This is a genomic window from Neobacillus drentensis, from assembly GCF_036965425.1.
GTDB classification, from domain to species: domain Bacteria; phylum Bacillota; class Bacilli; order Bacillales; family Cytobacillaceae; genus Neobacillus; species Neobacillus drentensis_F.
On record NZ_JBALPP010000042.1, the window covers coordinates 1 to 22,431 of the forward strand.

Sequence of the window (22,431 nt, forward strand, 5' to 3'; positions counted from 1 at the left end):
CAGGATTTTATAATGAAAACTCCACTCATTTTTAAGGAATCATCATTTCTAGCAATATATGCATGTCCTTCTAGAACGTTCTATGGATTATTGTCACCTTTGAAATAAACTAGATTTGTTTTTACTAATATGAACGGATCAGTCTACACATCCTATGAATATCAGAATCAAGCAAAAGAAAAAGGCATTAACACTAGCATGTCTCGTAAAGGAAACTGCTAGGATAACACCGTAATTAAATCCGGAACAGTTCATTGGAGTACGGTAGCCCAGTAGGGCTATTTTACCAGCACAGGGTATCATCCAATCGTTTGTTCATAGACACTAGTATTCATTTAGGGATTCCACCATAAATTTCGATTCCCGTTGGGCTAACGTCATAGATTTCTTTTACGCGGTTCATCTCTTCCCAGGGATTTACATAAATAGAACTGTAAATGTCCCCGCCTCCGATCTTTCTGGTATGGAATATAGGAGTTGCATCAAGAATGCCGATTTTATCTGATGGATATCCTAAAATCTTTGGCCAAACACTGTCAAGGCCCCAGCCAGAAGTGCTTTTTTCAAACGTTGTCCAGCAGATTTGGAGGGCTGATTTAGAAAAGATAGGCGCCATTGCTTCAATAAAATTTGTATATCGGAGTGTATATCGAGGGTCCTGTAATAAAGTGGGCCATGAATGGTGGGAATGTTTCGTTAAAGCGGGTTGAGCCAGCCATAAATGGTGCCTATGAAACAGCTCAAACATGGACGAAATGGCGTCAGCACTTATACTAATATCATCGTCTGTTATCCATACTGCATCGAAATCGGTTAGAAGACTTTTGTTTTGACTAATGATTTCAAAAAAACGGGGAAATTTTGTTCCTGTCTGATTATAACTATAATAATCGGCATCTTCCCGGAAACGGTCTGGACTTCCCCCATAATATTCGATATATAAGTCGAAATCTTTAGCGGTTTTTGGTTCAATCCACTCCTTATGCAGGGATTTGTCGCTTGCTCGAACAAATACTAGATTCTTTATGTCAATCACCTCATCTAATTTAATAGTTATGAACAACTTTAAATAATATATGCAAAATAGGACAAGATGGTGTGTGCCGCAGGTTTAAGTGGACGGGGAAAGAAATGAACCGTTTGGAGTACTGTTACCCGAAGATTTTATTATTTTATTTTAATTATTATATCTCCTCCAATATTTTAAGCCATTCCATTGTTCTTTTAACACCTTCAGAGAATGATATAGTGCACTCAAATCCAGTATCCCTTTTTAAATCCTCAGTACTAAACTTTTCGAGGCCCATATTAATTCCCGTAAAATGAATGTCACCAAAGATCAACTCTCTTTCTGGAGCTAACGTTTGCTGCAACTCAATAATAAATTCTTTTAATGGTCTTGCATTTGAACTTCCTATTGTATAGTTACAAAAAGGTTTGCCCTGCAGACCTATTAGATAAAAAGCCTTTGCTACATCTGTAATGTAGATAAAGTCGTAATTTTGTATGGCTGATGTAAATTGTAAGGGATCATTCTTTATAATTTTTCTAATAGTAGTGTTTACAAAACGTGGTGATAACTCCCCGGGGCCGTACGCATTTGAAATGGTTCCCCATAAATGCTCAATACCTATTTGTGCTGCTACAGACTTACTAATACAATGTGCTGTAAGCTTACTTGCTCCATAAATATAAGCCAACCCTGGCTGATTCTCTTGAGTATATACGGCAGCCATAGTTTCTTTTTCCATAATACTACCCGCACCTACAAACCTCTTACAACCAATTTCTTTTGCGACTCTTACGCTATCTGCTGTCCACAATGCATTTTGAGTTTGAAGGGTTTCATCTATACGAGCATTCCCCGATGAGCCTGTCCACGCAAAATGATAAAATACATCAATATCTCTATCATTAATTTTTTGGGGTAAACTGGGAAGTTCATTTAATTCACAATATACAATTTTAAGTTTATCGTTTTTAGCTAAGGTGTCTCTATTTGATTTCTCATTTCTTACTAAAGCAATTACTTCTATGTCATGAGATAGTAACTCACTTACAAGATTACTTCCGATAAATCCATTAGCTCCAGTTACAATTGCTTTTTTCATTTACTTCCCCCTCATTTCATGATGAATCTTTATAAACTCATTGATTTGTATATTCATTATTGAAGGCATGTTCCCCCAATCCAAATAAACTTTTGTCCATTCAATTGATTTGGGGGACATTCTCTCACGTGTTTATTTTTTTCTTTTTTCAATTTCATTCTTTATAGATTCGATTCCGTTATAATAGGGTTTCAAGTATTCTATGTTTTCTCCGTAATGAGTATAGTCACCGGGTGGATGCCATAGATGATATCCTGTGTGGTTCATTCTATATAGCCAGCCGCACAAACCATTAACGCTGCAAGCAAAAGCATCATCCTCTCCTCCCCAGCCTAGAAATCTTTCATCGAATCCTCCAACTGCTTCAAAATGTTTTCGGGGGATAACATTCACTAATCCATATCCGATTTGTCCTGGTATGTGTCCTTTAACATTAATAGGAAGTGGCCAGCTTGGCTCTAATTTAAGAAGTTCTTCTGAACTTTGCTGCTCCATATTAAAACTTTTTTCGAACGGGAGTACCCATGTGTAAACATCAAGTAGTTTAATAGCCTCTATGAGAATCGCTGGATCATAAATTATGTCTGTATCAGCAATCACGAAAATGTCTCTTGTTGCCTGTGAAGCCGCATGATTAATCGCTTGTGACCTTGAAAAGGGTTGATCTCTAGAAGTCCCAATACATATTTCTATTCCAGGCATCATCTTTTCATAAAACCTTCTAGTCCAATTAAAATTCTGTTCCCTTGGACCGTTGTCGGTACCAAAAGGAAAAAGTACAGATACCTTATTTAACATAATTTCACCGCCTCTTAATAATCCATTATTAGTAGATGGGGAGGAGTCAAATTTGGTGCTTGTCCAAATGAACAAATGGGAATGTAGAATAATAAATTGAAGTGTTAAATAGTTTTTTGATTATAGAGTATGATACAAGCCCTCCCCCTTTCATATCCATGCAAATAAAAAAAAGACAACCCTATTTTTTTGAAGTTTTGTGCTGTTCAAAAAAACTTTTCCTGATTAATTAAACAATAACAAAGAAGATGGAAAGGTATTGGTGAGAAAAGTAATTATCCCTAGTTTCCATATAAAAAAGGAAAGAATTAAGAAGAAAAAAAAGCATTGGGATTTAGAACCCAATGCTTAATTTTTTGTCTTTGAATTAAGTAAGGTGAATATTACCATAGATTTTTTTATTAGGGGCGAAACCAATTCCCCACTGTTGCATTTTTGCCATGAATATGCCAGATGATGTTACTGGAATTATCTACATTCTCGTCTTTAAATCCATTCTTGCTCCAAGCGTCCCTCCACAGCAAATCATCAACTTGCCCGTTATCTACAATGTTAGGCAAAACCTGAAATGCTTTATGACTAAATGCAAATGTTTGAGGCATCAAAAATGAATTATTTGGAAAGTGACCGCCTAGGCTCCTAAAAGTACCTGTTGATACATAATAATTATTTAACTGATAACCAATTTCTGAACTTAAAATATCACATTGATGTGTCTCAAAATATTCCACTATTGTTTTGACATAATCCTTTTTGTGGATATCGTCGTCATCAATTTTAATATAAATATCATAAGGTTCTGGGCATTGTGTTATTGCAGACAAGGCATTTATATGATGACTGGAATCTTGCTTGTATTTGATAATAAATCGATCATCAAGAATATCATCAAAAAGGATTTCATAATTTGAAACTTCAGATTCTTCATCATACTTAATGCTTATTGAGTGGGTGAAATCTGTATAAGACTGGTTTTTCATATCGTGTATACATTGACGAAGCATGAATGGACGTTTATATGAGGGTGTAAATAACAGAACTTTCATTTTGTTGTTCCTCCTCCAATATGAATGGTGTGAGCATCGGACAAGAATAATAATTCTATATTAAATGTATGTGAAGAATTATTATATGTTCTAGGTGGATTCCTCCATTTTTAACCCGAACCTTTCATTCAAAAGTATCCTTTGTAAAGTTCAACTTTTAGAACAACTGTTTATTAGCTTTGCTAAAAGGATCAGCCCTTTTTCAAGGTGTTCTATTGAAGCGTAAGAATAGGAAATCCGAAGGTGCTGAAAATCAGTGTTTTCATACACGCTTCCTGGATTTAATAAAATCCCTTCTCGAAGGGCTACATCAAATAGTTTTCGAGTGGAAACTCCTGACTTCAGCTTCAGCCAAATATAAAATCCGCCTTTTGGTTCGCTCCAGGCAGCTAATTCAGAGAAATACTTCTTTAAAATTTGAATGGTGAAATCTCTTCTGAATTTTAATTCAACCCTTAGTTCCTTTAAGAAATCCTCGTACAAACCAATACAAAGCCACTTTTCTACAGCATATTGGGAAATGGAACTCGATCCATAATCTGTTTGCATTTTTATATCTGCCAAACGTTCAATGACAGGCTCAGGCCCCACAATCCACCCGATTCGTAAACCAGGGCTCAATGTTTTGGACACACTTCCGATATATAATACATTCCCTTGTGTGTCATGGGCTTTCAAAGGCTTTGGCGGCGGGCTTTCAAACCATAGATCACCATAAACATCGTCCTCAATGATGGGGAGGGATTCTCTTTGACAAATCTTTAGTAATTCCATTCTTCTTCTCTCAGACATTAAAGTGCCTGTTGGATTGTGAAAGTTAGGTATCGTATAAAGCAGCGTCCCATTATGCTGCCGCTTTATACGTCCAATTGCATCACATCTAATCCCCTCATCATCTAAAGGAATCCCAAATAAATTCATACCTGCAGATTGGAATACGTGTACGGAGTTCAAATAGGAAGGTGTTTCATGGAAGATGGTCGAACCTCTTTCTAACAGTCCAATTGATATCAATTGCAGTGCTTGAATCCCTCCGGAAACAATTAAAATTGATTCAGGCGAGGCTACAATTCCTTTTGATTGTAAATAGTTGCTTACCGTTTTTCGCAAAGATAGACTTCCTTTAGGCTCGATGTATCCAAGTGATAAAGCATGTCCATTTTCTATTTGCAGTATTTTTGTCATCTTTTCGGTTGGTAACAATTCTGGTGAAAGTTCGCCCGTTCCAAGCCGAATAAAGGCAGGGTCTGCTTCTGCTTTATTGATTTCTTGAATGATCGATATATTGGGCCTATGGATACCGGATTTTACATAACTAATCCAATCTGGTGGAGGTGTTGACGAAAGCAGGCCCCAGGTATTATTAATCACCTTTGTACCGCTTCCAATCTTAGATTCAATGAGTCCATCAGCAGTTAGTTCATCTAGTGCGATTACAATGGTACTGCGATTTACTTGAAATAGTTTTGCTAAATTTCTTTGTGGAGGTATTTTAGTCCCTATGGTCCACTCACCGTTCATTATTTTCATTTTCATATAGTTATAGATTTGCTGATGCAAAGGAATTGCTGAGTTTTTTTGTGGTTTCCATTCTATATCAGACATAGGCTATCTCCGTTTTTTTCTTTTATTATAACCAAATGGTTGGATTAAATCCCATCCAATTGGTTGGAGACATTGAGCCCATCCTCCGTTATCCTAAATAGGAATAGGAGGAATTATTGTGGAACCATTCTTTCATGGAATCATATTGGCATTTGGATTAATTTTACCTTTAGGTGTCCAAAATGTATTTGTATTTAATCAAGGAGCGACGCATAGAAAATTCACGAATGCTTTACCTGCCATCTTAACAGCAGGGGTTTGTGATACTATACTGATTTATTTGGCTGTGGCTGGTGTATCCATTATTGTTTTTAGTTTTGAATGGTTAAAGATTTTACTATTTTTAATTGGCTTCATTTTCTTAGCTTATATGGGATGGGTTATGTGGAAAAATACACCTGAAGTTAGCACTGATCAAGAGCAAAGCCGTTTTTCTGCACGTCGTCAGATTACCTTTGCTGCGTCTGTATCCTTACTCAATCCTCATGCCATAATGGATACTATTGGAGTTATTGGAACTAGCTCAGTGGCTTATACAGGATATGAAAAATGGATATTTGCTATAGCCTGTATATTGGTATCTTGGCTTTGGTTCTTCTCCCTAGCAATCATAGGTAGAAAGATGGGTCAAATTGATAGAAACGGGAAGCTCTTAAAACAAATGAATCAAATTTCTGCCCTGATTATATGGGTAATGGCTATTTATATGGTATTTCAATTGTTCTCCCCATTGCTGTGAAAAAGGTGCCCTAAGAGTATAGGGCACCCTTGTTTTTCTCCAAATCTGTTTTATTTGATATTGGCTGGTCCAGTGCAAAGGTTGCTTGTGAACGTTTTGTGAACTAATTTATGAAAAATAAATGAGAAACCAATTTCCTGCCTAAAGCAAATAAAGAAGGTCATGCATATTTTATGGATAGATATTTACTATCGTACGATAGTTTATCGATCAATGTTGCATAGGGAGGGTAGGTTTTTGGCACGAACACCATTAGCAAGTATCCTGCAGAAATCATTTGCGCTGGCTAGTGCTGAACTGGAAAAGAAAACAAGCACTGGACAAGCTATCGAATCACAAAAAGTTGCTCCAGAAACACAAAAGAAGCAGGCTATTAAATATAACCGTGATGGAAAAAATAATCCGAAAATCGTTATTGTCGGGGCTGGATTGGCGGGCCTCACAGCCGCCTATCGGCTAAAGCAGGAAGGGATCCTATCAACTGTTTATGAAGCGACAGACAGGGTTGGGGGACGATGTTGGACGAGAAGGGGCTACTTCAAGGACGGGCAAATTGTCGAACGGGGCGGGGAATTAATCGATACAGGTCATAAGGAGATTCAAGAGCTGACAAAGGAATTTGGCTTGGAATTAGATCATTTAATCAAGTCAGAATCCATAGGCACGAAACCTTTTTACTTCTTTGACCAATCCTCTTACTCTTTTCAAGAAGTAACAAATGACTTTTTGAGCATCTTGCCAAAATTGGAAAGAGATTTAGATGAAGTAGGTGAAACGACCCTTTATAATCGTTTTTCGGAACGTGGATATGAACTGGACCATATGTCAATTGTCGATTATATCAATGAAATTGTGCCAGGCGGAATTGAATCGAAATTTGGGAAATTACTAGAGGTTGCCTATACCCTTGAATTTGGAGCGGATGCTAATTCGCAGAGCGCATTAAATCTCCTTTATTTGCTAGGTTTTACTCAAAAAGATCAATTTCAAATGTATGGCGACTCGGATGAATGCTTTCATATTAGGGGTGGTAATGATCAGCTCCCCGCAATGCTCGCAAAAAGTTTAGATGATGGTCAAATCCAATTTCATTCCCAGCTGGTAAAAATCGAGCAATTTGCTGAAAATGAAATCAAGCTTTTTTTTCGAAACCGCGAAAGGGATTGGGAAGTTGTGGCGGACAAAGTGATTTTAGCAATTCCTTTTAAAATTTTAAGATCGATAGATTTTGAGAATGCCAGTTTTCGAAAGTTAAAAAAACTAGCAATTGAAGAGCTTGGTATGGGAGTCAACACGAAGCTCCATGTGCAATTTGTAGAACGGTTCTGGAATGATATCGGCAATAATGGTGAGACTTTTACGGATACCGGGTATCAGCAGACGTTTGAGTCAACAAGAGCGCAGCAAGGTAATTCTGGCATATTGGTTAACTTTACAGGCGGCGAAACTGCGGCTAAGCAGTTTGCTTTAACTGAAGCGGAATTAAATGAGACTACGAAGCAATTTTTGGACAAGTTAAACCTTGTTTTGCCGGGAAGTGTCAACAATTGGACTGGCTTAGCGACTGTTGATCACTGGCTTAGCAATCAATGGACTATGGGCTCTTATTCGTATTGGCAGGTTGGCCAATATACGAAGTTTGCCGGGATTATAGGGGAACGGGAAGGCAATATATTCTTTGCGGGTGAGCACACATCAATTCAATATGCTGGTTATTTAAATGGAGCAGTTGAGTCAGGAGAAAGGGCTGCACGAGAAGTGATTGGTGATATCTTTAATAAGGAGTAATATAGGGAAGGAGTACCATCCAGATTTAGGGTACTCCTTTTTTAATTTGTGGCGGGTCATTCAAGAAACTTGAATTTAACAGAGGAAAGTCTCAAAATAAAGATATTATTTTTTGATGGAAATTGGAGGAATATTCAGTGGAGATAGGTATAAGTACCTTTGTAGAAACAACGCCGGATGTAAAAACTGGCGAAGTGATTAGTCATGCCCAGCGAATCCGGGAAGTGGTAGAGGAAATTGTCCTTGCTGATCAGGTAGGGTTGGATGTTTTTGGCGTTGGTGAACACCATCGTGAAGATTTCGCGGCTTCTTCTCCGGCAGTGGTGCTTGCAGGAGCAGCATCACAGACAAAAAGGATTAGGCTGACAAGTGCGGTGACGGTGCTATCTTCGGCGGACCCAGTCCGTGTTTTCCAAGATTTCGCTACGCTGGATGCCATTTCAAATGGACGCGCAGAAATTATGGCAGGACGCGGTTCGTTTATCGAATCTTTTCCATTGTTTGGTTATGATTTGCAAGATTACGATGAACTGTTTGAAGAGAAGCTGGAGTTATTGTTGAAAATACGTGAATCTGAAAAAGTAACCTGGAGAGGCGGACACCGTCCGGCGATTAACAATCTGGGCATATATCCAAGACCAGTACAAAATCCCCTTCCTGTTTGGATTGGAAGCGGCGGTAATACCCAATCTGTCATTCGGGCAGGAATGCTTGGCCTGCCGCTTGTTTTAGCCATTATTGGAGGCAGTCCAATACAATTTGCGCCCCTTGTCAAGCTTTATAAGCGAGCGGCAGCACAAGCCGGACACGATGTATCTAAGCTTCCGATTGCGTCACATTCACATGGTTTCATTGCTGAGGATATCGAAACAGCAGCGGACAAATTTTTCCCTCCTACCCAGCAGGTCATGAACGTACTTGGACGTGAACGCGGCTGGGGTCATTATAGCCGTGCAAGCTTTGATGCCGCGCGAAGTTTTGAAGGAGCGCTCTACGTTGGCGATTCAGAGACGGTGGCAGAGAAAATTATTCACCTCCGCAAGAACGTAGGAATTACTCGTTTTATGCTTCACGTACCGGTTGGGTCCATGCCGCATGAAGATGTTATGAAAGCTATTGAACTGCTGGGGACAGAGGTGGCGCCGCGGGTTCGGGAGGAAATCTCACGATGGGAAGCGGAACAGTAAGCCCTAGTTCGGCCAGAACATAGTCTTTTATCAATGTAATAACAAACAGGAGCTAATTTAACAAACATTTTTCTAATGTCAATTGTTAACAAAAGGATTCTCCTTCAGGGCTGTCGAATTTTCACCTTATGAAGCCTCTGAAAGGACTATTATCTATGTACAAAAAGCATGTGAATGACTTACCATTTTATCGAAAAATTCTATTACTTTCTTTTCTTATTACCTTTGTGGTAGTTGTTTCGACAGCGGGGTTTACGTTCAGTTATGAATCGAAGCAGCTAACAAATCAGTTAACAGATCGGGCAAGAGGTGTTGCCAGTCTTTGGGGTGTTACGATCCCAGCTGAGGAAGTGGAAAAAGCAATCGACTCCCATGATCCTAAAAATCCATCCATACAAAGGTTGAATTACTTAGTCGGCTTGATTAAAACAAGAAACGCTAAATATCTAGAAGGATATATCATGGAAGCAAAGATAGAAAAAGGGAATGAATTGGAATTTTTAGCAGTTTCAAAAGCAGATCAAACCTCTGAGATTAACAGCTTTAGCACGTATAAAGCAGGCAAAGAATTTCTTATGGCCTTTAAACGTGCCATTTCCGAAAAAAAGGTAACAAGCAGCGGTCATTATCATGATCGTTATGGTGGATGGATTACAGCCTTCCAGCCTATTTTAGATAACGATGGAAAAGTGATTGCAGTATTAGCTGTAGACGTTGATACATCGACCATTGATCACTTTAAAAGGAAAATTGGGGTGTATTTATTATCTTCATTGTTAATTATCACAATGTTGATTTATTTTATATTGAGATGGGGGCTAAGCAAAGTTCTGAAGCCTGTACATGAAATTATTTCAGGAATCGATGCGGTGAGTTCAGGTAATTTTGATGTTAAGGTTGGGATATCAAATCAGTCTGATATGGGGAAATTAGGAAAAAACTTTAACCATATGACCGCACAACTGACGGAACTGTTTGAAAGGCTATCAGATACTTATAGAGAATTTGGCTCAAAACCAAAAAATATCGGCAATGTCCATCGTGTGGAAGAAGCCATTTGTGAAATGGAAAAAATTATTGCTAAAACGAAAATCCAAAAGGAATTGCAGCGGGCTGAAAAAATGAATGCGATTGGGCAGCTTGCGGCCTCTGTTGCTCATGAAATCCGTAATCCAATGACGGTTGTGAGAGGTTTTTTGCAAATTTTTTTATCCCATGAACAATTGAGTGAATCGGAATTGTCTTATATTCAATTAATGCTTGATGAGATAAACCGGGCTGAGAAAATTATTAATGAATATTTGTCACTTGCAAAACCGGATCTAGATCAAATTGAGATGGTAAATGTAACGGATGTAGTCATAAAAGTAGCTGATTTAATGAACACCTTTGCCTTTATGTCGAAAAACATTTCTTTGAAAACTAATTTGGATGAAGCAGTGTTTGTAAGAGGTAATAAAAGTGAATTAAAACAAGTGATTATTAATATTGTCAAGAATGGTATTGAAGCCATGCGATCAGGCGGTATCTTATCCATTAACGTTAAGAGTTTTAAAACCTATGGATTGATTGAAATTAAAGATACCGGTATTGGCATGTCGGCTGAGGAAATGGAACGACTAGGGACGGCTTTTTATTCGTTAAAGGAAAAAGGAACGGGTATCGGGCTAATGGTTTGTTATCAAATCGTGGAAAGAATGAAAGGCAGAATTGAAGTGGAAAGTGAAAAAGGGGAAGGAACGACCTTTAGGGTATACATTCCATTATGGGTAGAAGGAAATCTATAAAGCAAAGGCTGTCAGTTTCGACAGCCTTTGTTATTTTCATTTTATTATTTTCTCCAGGCACCATCCGGTCCTAGTCTGTATTTTCCAATCCATGTATTATAAGCCATTGCACCGCTTGGATAGAGGTAATACCATTTGCCGCCTGTATAGATCCAGCCTGTTTGCATTGCGCCGTTAGCTGCTAAGAAATACCAATTGCTGCCCCATTTCAGCCAGCCTGTTTTCATCGCTCCGCTTCCAGTCAGGTAATACCAGATACCCTCTAATTTGATCCAGCCTGTTTGCATTTCTCCATTTGAATTGAAATAGTACCATGGCCCATTAATTTTACTCCATCCCGTTACTTTTCCCCCGGAAGGCAGATAATAGGACCATTTCCCATCAACCAAATCCCATCCCATTTTTACAGTCAGCATGATTTGATCTTTCGTTGTGGAATTTAGTGCAATGTCTTGGGCAGTGAGAGAAATCATATAATCGTCTTTTTCTAAGTTCGTTAATGGTATTGAGAAACTGCCATCATCTTTTAAACTAACAGAATTAGAATCGTAGATATTTCCGTTTTTCTTCTTAATGACATAAGACAATTGTAAATATTTATTTACATCATAAGGTACTCCATATTGATTAGCTAAAGCCTTATAATCTACGAATTTATCAGCAACAGTACCAGCTAAGTTATAGGATGCACCTGTGGCATTATGCTGTTTGTCGATGTTAATGACAGGTTTTGTCCTTTTCACAAAAAGCGGGTAGAGATTCACTCCGTAGCCAGTATCATCTTCTTCGTCAGGTATATAGGATTCAATTCTAAAAGCATAAAGTCCATCAGGCAGCGTCCGATAATCTAATATTTCAGAGTGGTAGTCAAAATATTGCCCATCGAATATCCCAGTTTGAACTCCAGCTGGATCCAGGCCGTCTTTATAATAAACATCTCCCAGCAGACCAAGATCATCAAGTCCTGAAGCAGGATTGGATAAATTATAGACATAGATAGTAGTTAAACTGCGTTCTACTTTATTTTCATACGTAATAACGGCTGTGTCCCCTCTGCCATCACCATCTGGGGAAATGGCACTATTACTGACAGAGAACATCTTAAATACAGCATTTTCTTGAATTGGGTCTGTTGGAACAGGAGCGATTGGCAGAGGTCCCCCAATGATAGGCGGTAGCAGGGATGGGGTCACTTTTGCTAGACGATTTTTGGCAGATCGTTCTTTAAGGATGGAAGATAGAGGGCGGCTTTCATTCAGCCCATCAAGCTTAGATGCCGCAGACGCAGCGGGCGCAAATAGAGGGAATACTAATGTCATAGATAATAAACTACTTAAAACCAAACGGGGTTTTCTCTTTTTCAAAGGACATCCTCCTTTAGCACTAAATAATATGTAACTTTATCATGGTAAAAGGTAGGTGTAAATAAATACCATTCAACATATTTTTTAACGTAAATAGACATAGCTTGAAGAGATAGATGGTGACTATTTTTTTTAAAAGGTATTGCCGAGAGATAAAAAGACTATTATTCTAATTTTTTTAGAAAATTATTAAAATATTACAAGTTTCTCAACAAATTATGACAAAAACCTCCCATTTGACATGTTATTGTAATAATAACTACATATATGGGGAGATAGATATGATAAAAAAATTATCGATTGTTTTTGTGTTCCTATTAAGTATCTTGTTATTTAATGGCCAAGCAGATGCAGCAAGTTCTCAGTTGATCATTATTAACAAAAAGACTAACACTCTAGCATTTTATAATGCTGGCAAGTTAGTCAAAACCTTTAGTGTCGCTACAGGGAGATCAAGAGATTTAACTCCTGAAGGCACATTTAGGATTGTAAATAAGATTAAAAATCGTCCCTACTATACAAAAAATATTCCTGGGGGTGACCCACGTAACCCGTTAGGTGACCGCTGGATGGGGCTAGAGGCAAGGGGTACATATGGTACAACATATGGGATACATGGAAATGCCAATGAAAGCTCAATTGGTAAATACGTAAGCTCGGGCTGCGTGCGCATGCATAATACCGAGATTCGTTGGTTGTTTGATCAGGTCCAATTGTATACTCCGGTAATCATTACTTACGCTAGCAGCAGCTTTGACGCAATTGCAAAAGCAAATGGTTTTTCAGTGAATACAGATGGCTGGGTGCTTTCAGGCGGTAAATGGTACTACTATGTTAAAGGGGTTGCCCAAAAGGGATGGCAAAGCATAAACAGTAAGTGGTACTACTTTGATGGCTCTGGCGTAATGAAGACAGGTTGGCTTTCTTATAAGAGCCAGTGGTACTATTTAGATAAATCCGGTGCAATGAAAACTGGCTGGGTCTATGATAAAGCAAAATGGTATTATCTAGGTAAATCGGGAGCTATGCAAACGGGCTGGCTGACAGACGGCGGCAAGAAATATTTCCTTGAACAGTCTGGTGCGATGAAAACTGGCTGGCTTTTATCGGGAAATGATTGGTATTACTTCATGCCTGATGGTTCAATGAAAACCGGTTGGGCCTTAGTTAAAGGAACTTGGTATTACCTCGATGGCAGTGGAATCATGAAAACGGGCTGGTTAGATCTTTCAGGACAAAAATATTACCTCAACAGTGATGGTGCGATGGTAAAAGACGACTGGAAGGAAATTGAAGGAAAGTGGTATTATTTCAACAAAGACGGTCGAATGGCTGTCAATACGGTGGTTGAGGGTTATAAACTTGGTGCAGACGGAGCCTGGATCCAGGTTGAATATGTTGCTTTAGGAGATTCCTTGGCAGCAGGTATGACTCCACAGGGAGTAGATCGGCCTGTGGTAGACGGAAAGGATCCGGATTGGGGATATCCAAATTATATTGCAGAAAACTTTGCAAAATCTTATCAATTGCTTGATTTTGATAACTATGGTGTTTCAGGATATACAACTGATAATGTGATCGCTCAATTAAGTAATCCAGATGTTCAAAAAGAAATAAAAGAAGCTACACACCTTACAATTGATATTGGTGCGAATGACCTGCTTGCAGCACTTCCATCCATTCAAGCAGACCCAACTAAAGCGCCTGCAGCAATTGGAACTGTAGCTGCTAAGATAAACGCAATTCTAGGCACAATTGATCAACTGAATCCAAATGTAAAAGTTTATGTAATGGGCTACTATAACCCATTCCCATATGAAACGGACCAAACTAAGATTGCACAATTAAATCAATTATTAACAGCGTTTAATGGCCAAATACAAGCACAGGCTTCAGCTCATGGCGATACATTTGTCCCAACTGCACAAGTGATAAATGTAGCCAATTTTGCAGAATACATTACAAATCCATTAAACATTCATCTAAGCCTTGCTGGCTATCAAGTGGTGGCTGGGGAGTTTTGGAAAGCAATAGACTAATAGAAAAATAAATATTTCAATTTACAAGGCACCCTCCACAACGGGTGTCTTATTTTATTGTGTCTATGGATACTAATACTAACTGGCGAAATGGCAGTATTATTGGATTCTGGTAATGTAGTTGGTGCTTTAGGATTTAATTTTATTACGTAAACAAACACGTTTACTCGTTTACTTTGTTGTATACTTGATGTTTACGAATGTGTACACAAGTAAACGATTCGGTAAACAGATTTGTAAACAAGTACACAAATACGTAGACATCCAGTAATGACGCTATGTATACAGATTTGTTATCTGTGTTTACAAAATTGTATACTAAATCATCACGAACATAGAAGTATATTATTTGGGGCGATTAATACTACGGTAGCTTGGTGAAAATTTGCCTAAACACAGTCTGGAATATTCATATAATCAATTTTAGGAGATTCCTTTTGGTAGGGTCACCACGTTACAATTGATATTCCAAATGTAAAGGTTTATGGAATGGGCAACTATAACCCATTCCCATATGAACAGGATCTAATTAAGATTGCGCAATTAAATCAATTATTAACAGCGTTTAATGGCCAAAAACAAGCACAGGCTGCAGCTCATGGCGGTACATTCGTCCCAACTGTACAAACGATAAATGTAGCCAATTTTGCAGTCTATCTGCAAAGTCCCTCGAACATCCACCTAAGCCTTGCTGGTAATCAAGTAGTGGCTGGGGAGTTTTGAAAGGCAATAGACTAATAGATAAATAATTATACAAATTAACAAGGCACCCTCCACAACGGGTGTCTCTATTTTATTATGCCTATAGCTTGTTGTTGGGATTTTGTTCAGTTATTGGGAACTCTGCGGCAATGGTAAATCGATGAGAGTAGACAGATAGCCTTCCTTGTTATCATAATTGTTGATTGATTAGTTTTTTAATTCTTTTTTACGTAGACAAACACGTTTACTTGTTTACTTTGTTGTATATTTTTTGTTTACAAATATGTGGACATGTATATATATTTGTAAACATGTCCACAAATTCGTGGACATGTATATATATTTGTAAACATGTCCACAAATTCGTGGACATCAAGTAATGGCGCCATGATACAGGTTTGTCATATATGTTTAGAACTTTGTATACTAAATCATCACGAACATAAAGGTATATTATTGGATCGATTACTACTACCATGGATTTTTTTAATTCGGCGCAAATACAGCCTGGAATATTCATATACGCAGATTTAGGAGATTCTTTTTGGCAGGGTCACTACTCCCAATGGAGAATATATAGGAAGTAATCGATGGTACTCAGGATAGCGATTAATATGTAGCATTGTCTTAACTCGTTTTTAAGAAAGAATTTATGATTCTTAATGAGCAATCAAGAAATTATACGAATAGTATTTCTTTGAGTTACTTTTAACTGTAGGTAAAAAAGGAATTAAACCACTTATATCCAAAGTACTAGTAGTCTAGTTTTTAGGGGAATTACTCGTGGATACAAAAATGTATACATGTTTACACGATTGTTTACAAGTAACGTGTACAAGTATACGTAAATGTTTACAAGTATGCAAATTCGTATACTTCCCATGGTTTAGCATTGTATACACTATTGTAATCAATGTTTACAAAAATGTTTACACGTCTGCCGATGTTTACAGAATGTTTACTTCTTTACACTTGTATTTCGTTTCTGTTGGACTATTGAAGAATCTATTAATCTCCTATAATCTAATAGTACGTACTAGTTTTACATATCTTAATTTGAATCTTAATCTATTAAAGAAAAAGGAATGATGTATATGACAAAGTCCAGAATTGCTGCCATTGATGTAGGTAATGACTCGATAAAAGCTATTTTCGGGGAATTAGAATATGAATTAAATATTCCTAATATTATTGCAAGGGACACTGAGGATCGTCCCGTAATTGGGATTGAAGAACTTGATAACAAAAATCCGTTAGACGGAATCCATGTTAAAATCCACTCCCCTGCCTTGAAAGAAAATAACGTAATCTATCGTGTCGGTAATTTAGCCACTAAGAGTAATAATGCTACCGAATTAGATCCGGGCAGCAGCAAGTCAGAAGAAGACCAAACCTTAATTATGCTATTTACAACATTAGCGTTAGATGCAGTTAAAGATGATGCCACTTTCCTAAAGACAAAGAATATCATTGATGCCAATTATACATTAGGCACTGGCCTCCCCCTTCGCGAAGTAAAGGAAGGAAAAGATGCCGGTTATCGTTCGAAATTAATGGGCTCTGTCCATCAAGTTGAATTTTTAGTAACTCCAAAATACCAAGGCTTAAAGGTGAACATTAAGTTCAATGAAGTAAAGGTTTATCCGGAAGGATTTGCAGCTTACATTAACCTTGTGATGGATAATAACTTAAAAATTATCAATAAGGACTTAATTGATAGACGCATTCTCATTCAAGATATCGGCGGTTTATCAACAGATATTGCTGTCATCAAAAATCGAAATGTTGATGATGATAAAGCCCAGGGCTTTAACCTAGGTGTTTCTGAATCATTAGAGGCCATTCGTGAGGAAATTAGAACGAAGCACGGTGTGGAACTGGATAGCCGCCGTGACGTAGTCGAAATCATCACACGAAAGAATGATCGGAACCACATTATGGTAAAAGGAAGCAGAACAAGTGTTCATGATATTACTGATCGAATTCTGCTTGATCTAGCCAAAAAACAGTATCGTTTATTACGAAATGTATGGTCAAAGAACTCACAAACGGAAATCTGCTATTTTGTTGGCGGTGGGGCCCATGTATTGAAGGATTACATTAAAACATTAAATAATAATCTCGACGGATATAATCTGGAATTCTTTGAAGACGATAAAGAAAGTATTTGGATGATGGCAAATGCCTATTATAAACTCATCATGGATTTTGCCAGAAAAACGGATAAACAAAACAATGTTAAACAACCACAACCACAACCTGTAAAAAGCTAAATAAGGTGATGAGATGAAAAAGGCTGCGACCAATGATATAACAAGGGGCCAGGCAATATCCTTCCGGGTCCCTTCCGATACACCTGACCATATTGTCAAGCATCTTCAAAAATTGAAGGAAACCGAGCGCAGAAATTTTTCAAGTAAAATTGCGGAATTCGTCATGCAGGGAGTCAGCAGTTCGGTTTCACGTGAAAAAGAAACCATTACGATTCCCCTCCCCCAGAGGCTGACGAAAGCACAGCGGGATTGGCTAAAGCATGAGCACTCTGAGGCATTGCTTGGGAGTATCCTTTTTCAACTGATTTCTGACCCAGTTCGTGCAACCTCCCTTTTAGCATCTTTAAATAGTAAATCTTTGGATATAGATGAGGCTCTATACCTTCAGGAGAAAGTATTTCCTGAGGAACTTTCTGCTAGCTATCAAGAGGTGTCTGCCGGGATCGGGGAGGATACTGTCCCTGTTGATCTAAATGATTTAGAGGACGATTTAGATGGGTTTGATTGGGATAGGGCGGAAAAAGTGCAGCCGACCATTACAGAAGTTGTTGACGGTGAAGGAAAAGATGAAGTAGAGGACCTGCTTGGCGGGTTTTTGGCGAATATGAATAAGTAAGAAAAACAAGCCATGATATAAAAGTCATGGCTTGTTTCCATTAATGACTATGGTTCGGCAATTTTTTGGCAGGGCGATTATCCCCTTGATGTTCTTTATTTTTCCTGTCCTTTTCCTGCTTTTCGCGCAAATCCTCTACAAATTCATGAGTACTTTTGTTATCCATTCCACAACCCTCCTTACGATTAGAACAATGGTTAATGTATCCATTCCTTCATAAAAACATACAAATTCTCTCCTCATTTAACAGATATTGGATTTAAAATTTACTCACCGTACATAAGTATTAAAGAATGGAGGAGGAGTTTGAATGTTGTTAACGATTCTGATCATTCTTTTGATTGTATTTATCGGAGGTCCGCTTTGCTTTTTCCTCTGGCTGCGCAGCTTGGCAAAAAAGCCGCAGCATTCCATTATCAGGGCCTATCCCTATTTTGGCTGGATCCGTTATGTTCTCGAAATGATGGGACCGAAGCTGCGGCAATATTGGTTTGACAGTGATAATGGAACGGGTCCATTTTCCCGTGCTGATTATTTAGGGATTGTTTTTTCAGCGAAATATCGCAGCGATCTGTTGAGCTTTGGCTCGAAACGGGATTTTGAACAGCCCGGTTACTTTATCGCAAACGAGTTATTTCCTCTCTTAAATGATGAATTAAAGGTTGATAATCAGGAAAAAGTCCATGCGATGAAATATAAAATAGACCATGAGGGGTTGTTCACCCGACGAGAGCACCTTGAAGAGGATGAAATTACTCGCTGGCTTTTCCATGAGGAAGATACGATTGTCGTCGGCCCGGAACGACGGGAACCCTGGAGGCTGCGCGGGCCTTTTGGTGCCTCCGCCACGTCTTACGGGTCTGTTGGAGAACACTACATTCTTTCAACGGGCCATGGAAGCAAGATGGCAGGTGGTTCATGGATCAATACGGGTGAGGGAGGAGTGGCGCCGGAGCATCTGGAAAGCGGAGCCGATGTCGTTTCCCAAATTGGTCCTGGTTTATTTGGATATCGTGATGATGAGGGCCGTTTTTCACTTGCTGAATTCAAGATGAAAGCAGCAGAACCAGTGATTAAAGCCTTTGAGCTTAAGTTCGGTCAAGGGGCAAAAATCCGCGGCGGCCATCTTGAGGGGGCAAAGGTCACGGCAAAGGTTGCCCAAATTAGAAAGGTTCGGGAAGGTCAAACGATCAATTCACCGAATCGGTTTTCCTTTTTGCATAATGCGGCAGAGGCGTTACAATTTATCAAAACACTGCAAGAAGAAGGCGGAAAACCAGTTGGAATGAAAATCGTTGTTGGCCATCACTCGAAACTGGATGAATTGTTTGAAACGATGAATCAGCTGCAGATTTATCCTGATTTTATTACGGTTGATGGCGGTGAAGGAGGTACAGGTGCGACCTTTAAATCGATGGCAGACTCGATGGGGCTTCCCCTTTTTCCTGCTTTGATTGCAGTTGTCGATAAAGCGTGCAAGTATGGGGTCCGCCGTAAGGTCAAGATTTTTGCGTCAGGAAAGTTAATTTCGGCTGATAAAGTAGCGATTGCTTTGGGAATAGGTGCTGATGCGGTGAACTCAGCCCGCGGTTTCATGATTGCAAATGGCTGCATTATGGCCCTGCAGTGCCATACCGGTAAATGTCCGGCAGGCGTTACAACGACGGACCCGAAACATCAGGAAGCATTGGTGCCTGAGGAAAAGAAGTGGCGTGTGATGAACTATATTATTAATGTCCGGCAGGGGCTGTTTGCCTTAGCGGCTGCCTGCGGGATTGATACGCCAAGGAAATTTACCCGGGACCATATTGTTATTAAAGCTAGTGATGGTCAGGTGACGAGGCTGTCTGAGCTTTTTCCCTTGCCTGAATCGGAATACTTGCGATGATTTAGAGTTAGCATTATATTCATAGTGGAAACTTTTTCTATTAAAGCAAATCTTTTATCCTACTAATCTAGACTGGGTGGTGGGACCTTTGGGGCTGCCGAATGATATTGTTCTCGAAAACGGTATTTTAAATGAAAAGTTAATTATGAAAAGGGAGATTCTTTATAAGGGTATGAATGGCAGGCTTGTCGAACGATTTTATTTGTCCGGGGCGGAAAGCTATATTTTTAAGCCGCTGACCAATAACGATCAATTAGGTAAGGAAGCGTGGATTCATGAGCAGCTACTCCTCCATTTCCCAGCTATTTTTCCTAGAATACTTTCTTATTCGGAAAGTGATAATCCGGAATTGAGTTGGATGATTCTGGAGGACCTCGGCCAGCTTACGCATAAATTTAATGAGGAAACAGTGTTAGGCGTGGTCAAGTGGGTGGCTTGGTGGCATTCCCTCCCAGTGGAAAAGCTGGGGAATCTACCGGTTAAAGGGCTGAAGCCGCAGATTAGTGAAATTGTTGCAGAAATTTGTGATAGACGGGAGTCGTTTTATCAAATACTGCCCCACTTACAGATTGACGAAAAACTTATACAGCATATTTATGCTTTGCTAGGCGAGGCGGAATTTTCAACGCATCAGGTTTTGTCACATGGGGATTTACATGTAGGAAACTATGCCTTCGTGGATAATAAAATGATGATTTTGGATTGGGAACATACGCACCTTAATAAGCCATACTGGGATTTGTATCATGTTTTGGATATGTCTCATCCCCTTTTTCCGAGGACGATTACGAGTGAATTTCGCGAAATGATTTTAAAATCGTATCTTAGCCAAGTGGAGTTAGAGATTAATGACGATGACTTTATGAAGGAGTATTATTTGTTCGCGGCGGCTTTTTCCATTTGGATGCTCCTGCTGATTCAAAAGGACTTACAGAATAACGGCGGCAAGTGGTCGGTAGAACAGCTGATTACGCAGCGGGAAGAGACGGCTTGCAGTTTGCGGCAGTGTGGTGCTGCTCTCTTTTCAACGGAAAAAAGCTAACCATGGGGGTTAGCTTTTTTTGGTTAAGCTTTTTGCTCGGTAAGTTTGATGATTTCAATCACGGTGTTGGTGGCTTTGATCATGTTATCAACGGAAATAAATTCATATTTGCCGTGGAAGTTTTCGCCGCCGGTAAAAATATTTGGCGTTGGCAGACCCATGTACGATAATTGCGAGCCGTCGGTGCCGCCGCGGATTGGCTTCGTGATCGGTGTGATGTCCAGATTCACCATTGCCTGGTGAGCCATGTCGACAATTTCTTTCACTGGTTCGATTTTCTCTTTCATGTTGTAATACTGGTCTTTTAATTCTAGCTGGATGGAGTCTGTGCCGTATTTTGCTTGTAAGTCTGCGACAATTTTTTCCATCGTGGCCTTTCTTCCATTGAATTTTTCCTTGTCATGATCCCTGATAATATAGTGAAGCTTCGTTTGTTCAACCTCGCCATTAAAAGAGATTAAGTGGTAGAAGCCTTCGTATCCCTCGGTATGCTCAGGGGCTTCTTGTGCGGGAAGTTTACTATGTAATTCCATGGCAATTTTCATGGAGTTGACCATTTTGTCCTTGGCCGAGCCAGGGTGAATATTTGTTCCTTGGACAGTAATTTTAGCGGCAGCTGCATTGAAGCTTTCGAACTCCAGCTCCCCTAGCGGACCACCGTCAACGGTATAGGCATAGCTGGCATTGAAGGCCGCAACGTCAAACTTATGAGGTCCCCTGCCAATCTCTTCATCCGGTGTGAACGCAACGCGGACCTTACCGTGCTTGATTTCTGGATGCTTAATTAAGTAAGCCATCGCTGTCATAATTTCGGTGACACCAGCCTTATTGTCCGCACCAAGGAGTGTCGTGCCGTCGGTGGTAATTAAGGTGTGGCCTTTGTATTCTTGAAGACTTGGAAAATCCTTAGGTGACATGATTACTTTTATTGCTTCATTAAGGACGATTTTTTGGCCGTCATAGTTCTCCACGATTTGCGGGTTCACGTTTTTACCAGTAAAATCAGTTGCAGTATCGACATGGGCAAGGAAGCCGATGGTTGAGACTTGCTTTTCTGTGTTGGATGGCAGGGTCGCCATCAGGTAGCCATTCTCATCAAGCGTAATTTCTTCCATCCCAATGGCTTTTAATTCGTCTTCGAGCATGCGAAGCAGTGTCCATTGACCCTCTGTCGAAGGACAAGTTTCACTGCTTTCATCAGATTGAGTGTCAACTTTTACGTAGGAAGTAAATCTTTCAATCAATTCGTTTTTCACTATTGCTACACTCCCTTTATAGGTTTTTGTTCATGAATATCATATCATTTTGTGGGAGCGGTTACACATTTTATGGGGGAGTGGCGGAGTGATTTTGCGTTACTCTCGGATAGGAGTTATTTATTCTCGTATAAGAGTCGTTTACTCTCGGATAATCAAAATAACTCTCGAATAAGCGGCAATTACTCTC

The 22,431-nt window shown here is 39.3% G+C and carries 18 protein-coding genes; 10 read left to right on the forward strand and 8 right to left on the reverse strand.

From position 1 onward, the window contains the following. Nucleotides 1-331 precede the first annotated feature (331 nt). The 5 genes from V7161_RS11335 to V7161_RS11355 form a co-directional block, all read right to left on the reverse strand. Entirely contained in the window at nt 332-1,036 is a 705-nt protein-coding gene (locus V7161_RS11335) for a DUF707 domain-containing protein (RefSeq protein ID WP_335445190.1), read from the reverse strand. 148 nt (nt 1,037-1,184) lie between these two features. Next, a complete protein-coding gene (locus V7161_RS11340) occupies nt 1,185-2,111 on the reverse strand; it encodes an NAD-dependent epimerase/dehydratase family protein (RefSeq protein ID WP_335445192.1) in 927 nt (308 codons plus the stop codon). Between the two features lie 132 nt (nt 2,112-2,243). Then, nucleotides 2,244-2,909, reverse strand: coding sequence for a galactosyltransferase-related protein (locus V7161_RS11345; RefSeq protein WP_335445194.1), 666 nt, complete (start codon nt 2,907-2,909; stop codon nt 2,244-2,246). A gap of 401 nt (nt 2,910-3,310) precedes the next feature. Next, nucleotides 3,311-3,955, reverse strand: a complete 645-nt coding sequence (locus V7161_RS11350; RefSeq protein ID WP_335445196.1) for a glycosyltransferase — start codon at nt 3,953-3,955, stop codon at nt 3,311-3,313. A gap of 150 nt (nt 3,956-4,105) precedes the next feature. After that, nucleotides 4,106-5,560 carry a PLP-dependent aminotransferase family protein gene (locus V7161_RS11355; protein ID WP_335445198.1) on the reverse strand — a complete coding sequence of 485 codons (1,455 nt, stop codon included), beginning with the start codon at nt 5,558-5,560 and terminating at the stop codon, nt 4,106-4,108. Nucleotides 5,561-5,678: 118 nt separating this feature from the next. Here V7161_RS11355 and V7161_RS11360 point away from each other — a divergent pair, with 118 nt between their 5' ends. From V7161_RS11360 to V7161_RS11375, 4 genes are all read left to right on the forward strand, one after another. Further along, nucleotides 5,679-6,299: a LysE/ArgO family amino acid transporter gene (locus tag V7161_RS11360; RefSeq protein WP_335445200.1), complete on the forward strand. Its 621-nt coding sequence runs from the start codon at nt 5,679-5,681 to the stop codon at nt 6,297-6,299. 237 nt (nt 6,300-6,536) lie between these two features. Next, nucleotides 6,537-8,087 carry a flavin monoamine oxidase family protein gene (locus V7161_RS11365; RefSeq protein WP_335445202.1) on the forward strand — a complete coding sequence of 517 codons (1,551 nt, stop codon included), beginning with the start codon at nt 6,537-6,539 and terminating at the stop codon, nt 8,085-8,087. 137 nt (nt 8,088-8,224) lie between these two features. Beyond that, nucleotides 8,225-9,274, forward strand: a complete 1,050-nt coding sequence (locus V7161_RS11370; RefSeq protein WP_335445204.1) for an LLM class flavin-dependent oxidoreductase — start codon at nt 8,225-8,227, stop codon at nt 9,272-9,274. A gap of 155 nt (nt 9,275-9,429) precedes the next feature. After that, nucleotides 9,430-11,061 carry an ATP-binding protein gene (locus V7161_RS11375; protein ID WP_335445206.1) on the forward strand — a complete coding sequence of 544 codons (1,632 nt, stop codon included), beginning with the start codon at nt 9,430-9,432 and terminating at the stop codon, nt 11,059-11,061. Between the two features lie 44 nt (nt 11,062-11,105). Here the strand turns inward: V7161_RS11375 and V7161_RS11380 are convergent, their stop codons facing one another. After that, entirely contained in the window at nt 11,106-12,425 is a 1,320-nt protein-coding gene (locus tag V7161_RS11380) for an N-acetylmuramoyl-L-alanine amidase family protein (protein WP_335445207.1), read from the reverse strand. 281 nt (nt 12,426-12,706) lie between these two features. Here V7161_RS11380 and V7161_RS11385 point away from each other — a divergent pair, with 281 nt between their 5' ends. The 4 genes from V7161_RS11385 to V7161_RS11400 all read left to right on the forward strand — a co-directional run bounded on the left by V7161_RS11385 (nt 12,707) and on the right by V7161_RS11400 (nt 18,055). Continuing rightward, nucleotides 12,707-14,464 carry a L,D-transpeptidase family protein gene (locus V7161_RS11385; RefSeq protein ID WP_335445209.1) on the forward strand — a complete coding sequence of 586 codons (1,758 nt, stop codon included), beginning with the start codon at nt 12,707-12,709 and terminating at the stop codon, nt 14,462-14,464. A 489-nt stretch (nt 14,465-14,953) separates the two neighbouring features. Then, nucleotides 14,954-15,187, forward strand: a complete 234-nt coding sequence (locus tag V7161_RS11390; RefSeq protein WP_335445211.1) for a hypothetical protein — start codon at nt 14,954-14,956, stop codon at nt 15,185-15,187. 1,073 nt (nt 15,188-16,260) lie between these two features. After that, nucleotides 16,261-17,439, forward strand: coding sequence for a ParM/StbA family protein (locus V7161_RS11395; protein WP_223595316.1), 1,179 nt, complete (start codon nt 16,261-16,263; stop codon nt 17,437-17,439). A gap of 13 nt (nt 17,440-17,452) precedes the next feature. Further along, nucleotides 17,453-18,055 carry a hypothetical protein gene (locus V7161_RS11400; protein ID WP_335445212.1) on the forward strand — a complete coding sequence of 201 codons (603 nt, stop codon included), beginning with the start codon at nt 17,453-17,455 and terminating at the stop codon, nt 18,053-18,055. Nucleotides 18,056-18,095: 40 nt separating this feature from the next. On the opposite strand, the gene V7161_RS11405 is transcribed toward V7161_RS11400, so the two are convergent. Then, a complete protein-coding gene (locus V7161_RS11405) occupies nt 18,096-18,221 on the reverse strand; it encodes a DUF4023 domain-containing protein (protein ID WP_223595313.1) in 126 nt (41 codons plus the stop codon). A gap of 144 nt (nt 18,222-18,365) precedes the next feature. Between V7161_RS11405 and V7161_RS11410 the strand changes: the two genes are divergently transcribed. Then, on the forward strand, nt 18,366-19,943 hold the full coding sequence (locus V7161_RS11410) for an FMN-binding glutamate synthase family protein (protein ID WP_335445214.1): 1,578 nt from the start codon (nt 18,366-18,368) through the stop codon (nt 19,941-19,943). A gap of 88 nt (nt 19,944-20,031) precedes the next feature. Further along, the gene (locus V7161_RS11415) at nt 20,032-20,985 is read left to right on the forward strand and encodes a phosphotransferase (RefSeq protein ID WP_335445216.1); all 954 of its coding nucleotides are present in this window, start codon (nt 20,032-20,034) and stop codon (nt 20,983-20,985) included. 23 nt (nt 20,986-21,008) lie between these two features. On the opposite strand, the gene pepT is transcribed toward V7161_RS11415, so the two are convergent. Further along, complete coding sequence (gene pepT, locus V7161_RS11420; RefSeq protein ID WP_335445218.1) at nt 21,009-22,241, reverse strand: peptidase T; 1,233 nt, start codon at nt 22,239-22,241, stop codon at nt 21,009-21,011. Nucleotides 22,242-22,431 lie beyond the last annotated feature (190 nt).

Coding starts and splice junctions, on each gene's coding strand:
- V7161_RS11400 (WP_335445212.1), top strand. CDS start 17,453: ATGAAAAAGGCTGCGACCAATGATATAACAAGGGGCCAGGCAATATCC.
- V7161_RS11340 (WP_335445192.1), bottom strand. CDS start 2,111: ATGAAAAAAGCAATTGTAACTGGAGCTAATGGATTTATCGGAAGTAAT.
- V7161_RS11405 (WP_223595313.1), bottom strand. CDS start 18,221: ATGGATAACAAAAGTACTCATGAATTTGTAGAGGATTTGCGCGAAAAG.
- V7161_RS11375 (WP_335445206.1), top strand. CDS start 9,430: ATGTACAAAAAGCATGTGAATGACTTACCATTTTATCGAAAAATTCTA.
- V7161_RS11410 (WP_335445214.1), top strand. CDS start 18,366: ATGTTGTTAACGATTCTGATCATTCTTTTGATTGTATTTATCGGAGGT.
- V7161_RS11385 (WP_335445209.1), top strand. CDS start 12,707: ATGATAAAAAAATTATCGATTGTTTTTGTGTTCCTATTAAGTATCTTG.
- V7161_RS11355 (WP_335445198.1), bottom strand. CDS start 5,560: ATGTCTGATATAGAATGGAAACCACAAAAAAACTCAGCAATTCCTTTG.
- V7161_RS11345 (WP_335445194.1), bottom strand. CDS start 2,909: ATGTTAAATAAGGTATCTGTACTTTTTCCTTTTGGTACCGACAACGGT.
- V7161_RS11395 (WP_223595316.1), top strand. CDS start 16,261: ATGACAAAGTCCAGAATTGCTGCCATTGATGTAGGTAATGACTCGATA.
- V7161_RS11390 (WP_335445211.1), top strand. CDS start 14,954: ATGGGCAACTATAACCCATTCCCATATGAACAGGATCTAATTAAGATT.
- V7161_RS11350 (WP_335445196.1), bottom strand. CDS start 3,955: ATGAAAGTTCTGTTATTTACACCCTCATATAAACGTCCATTCATGCTT.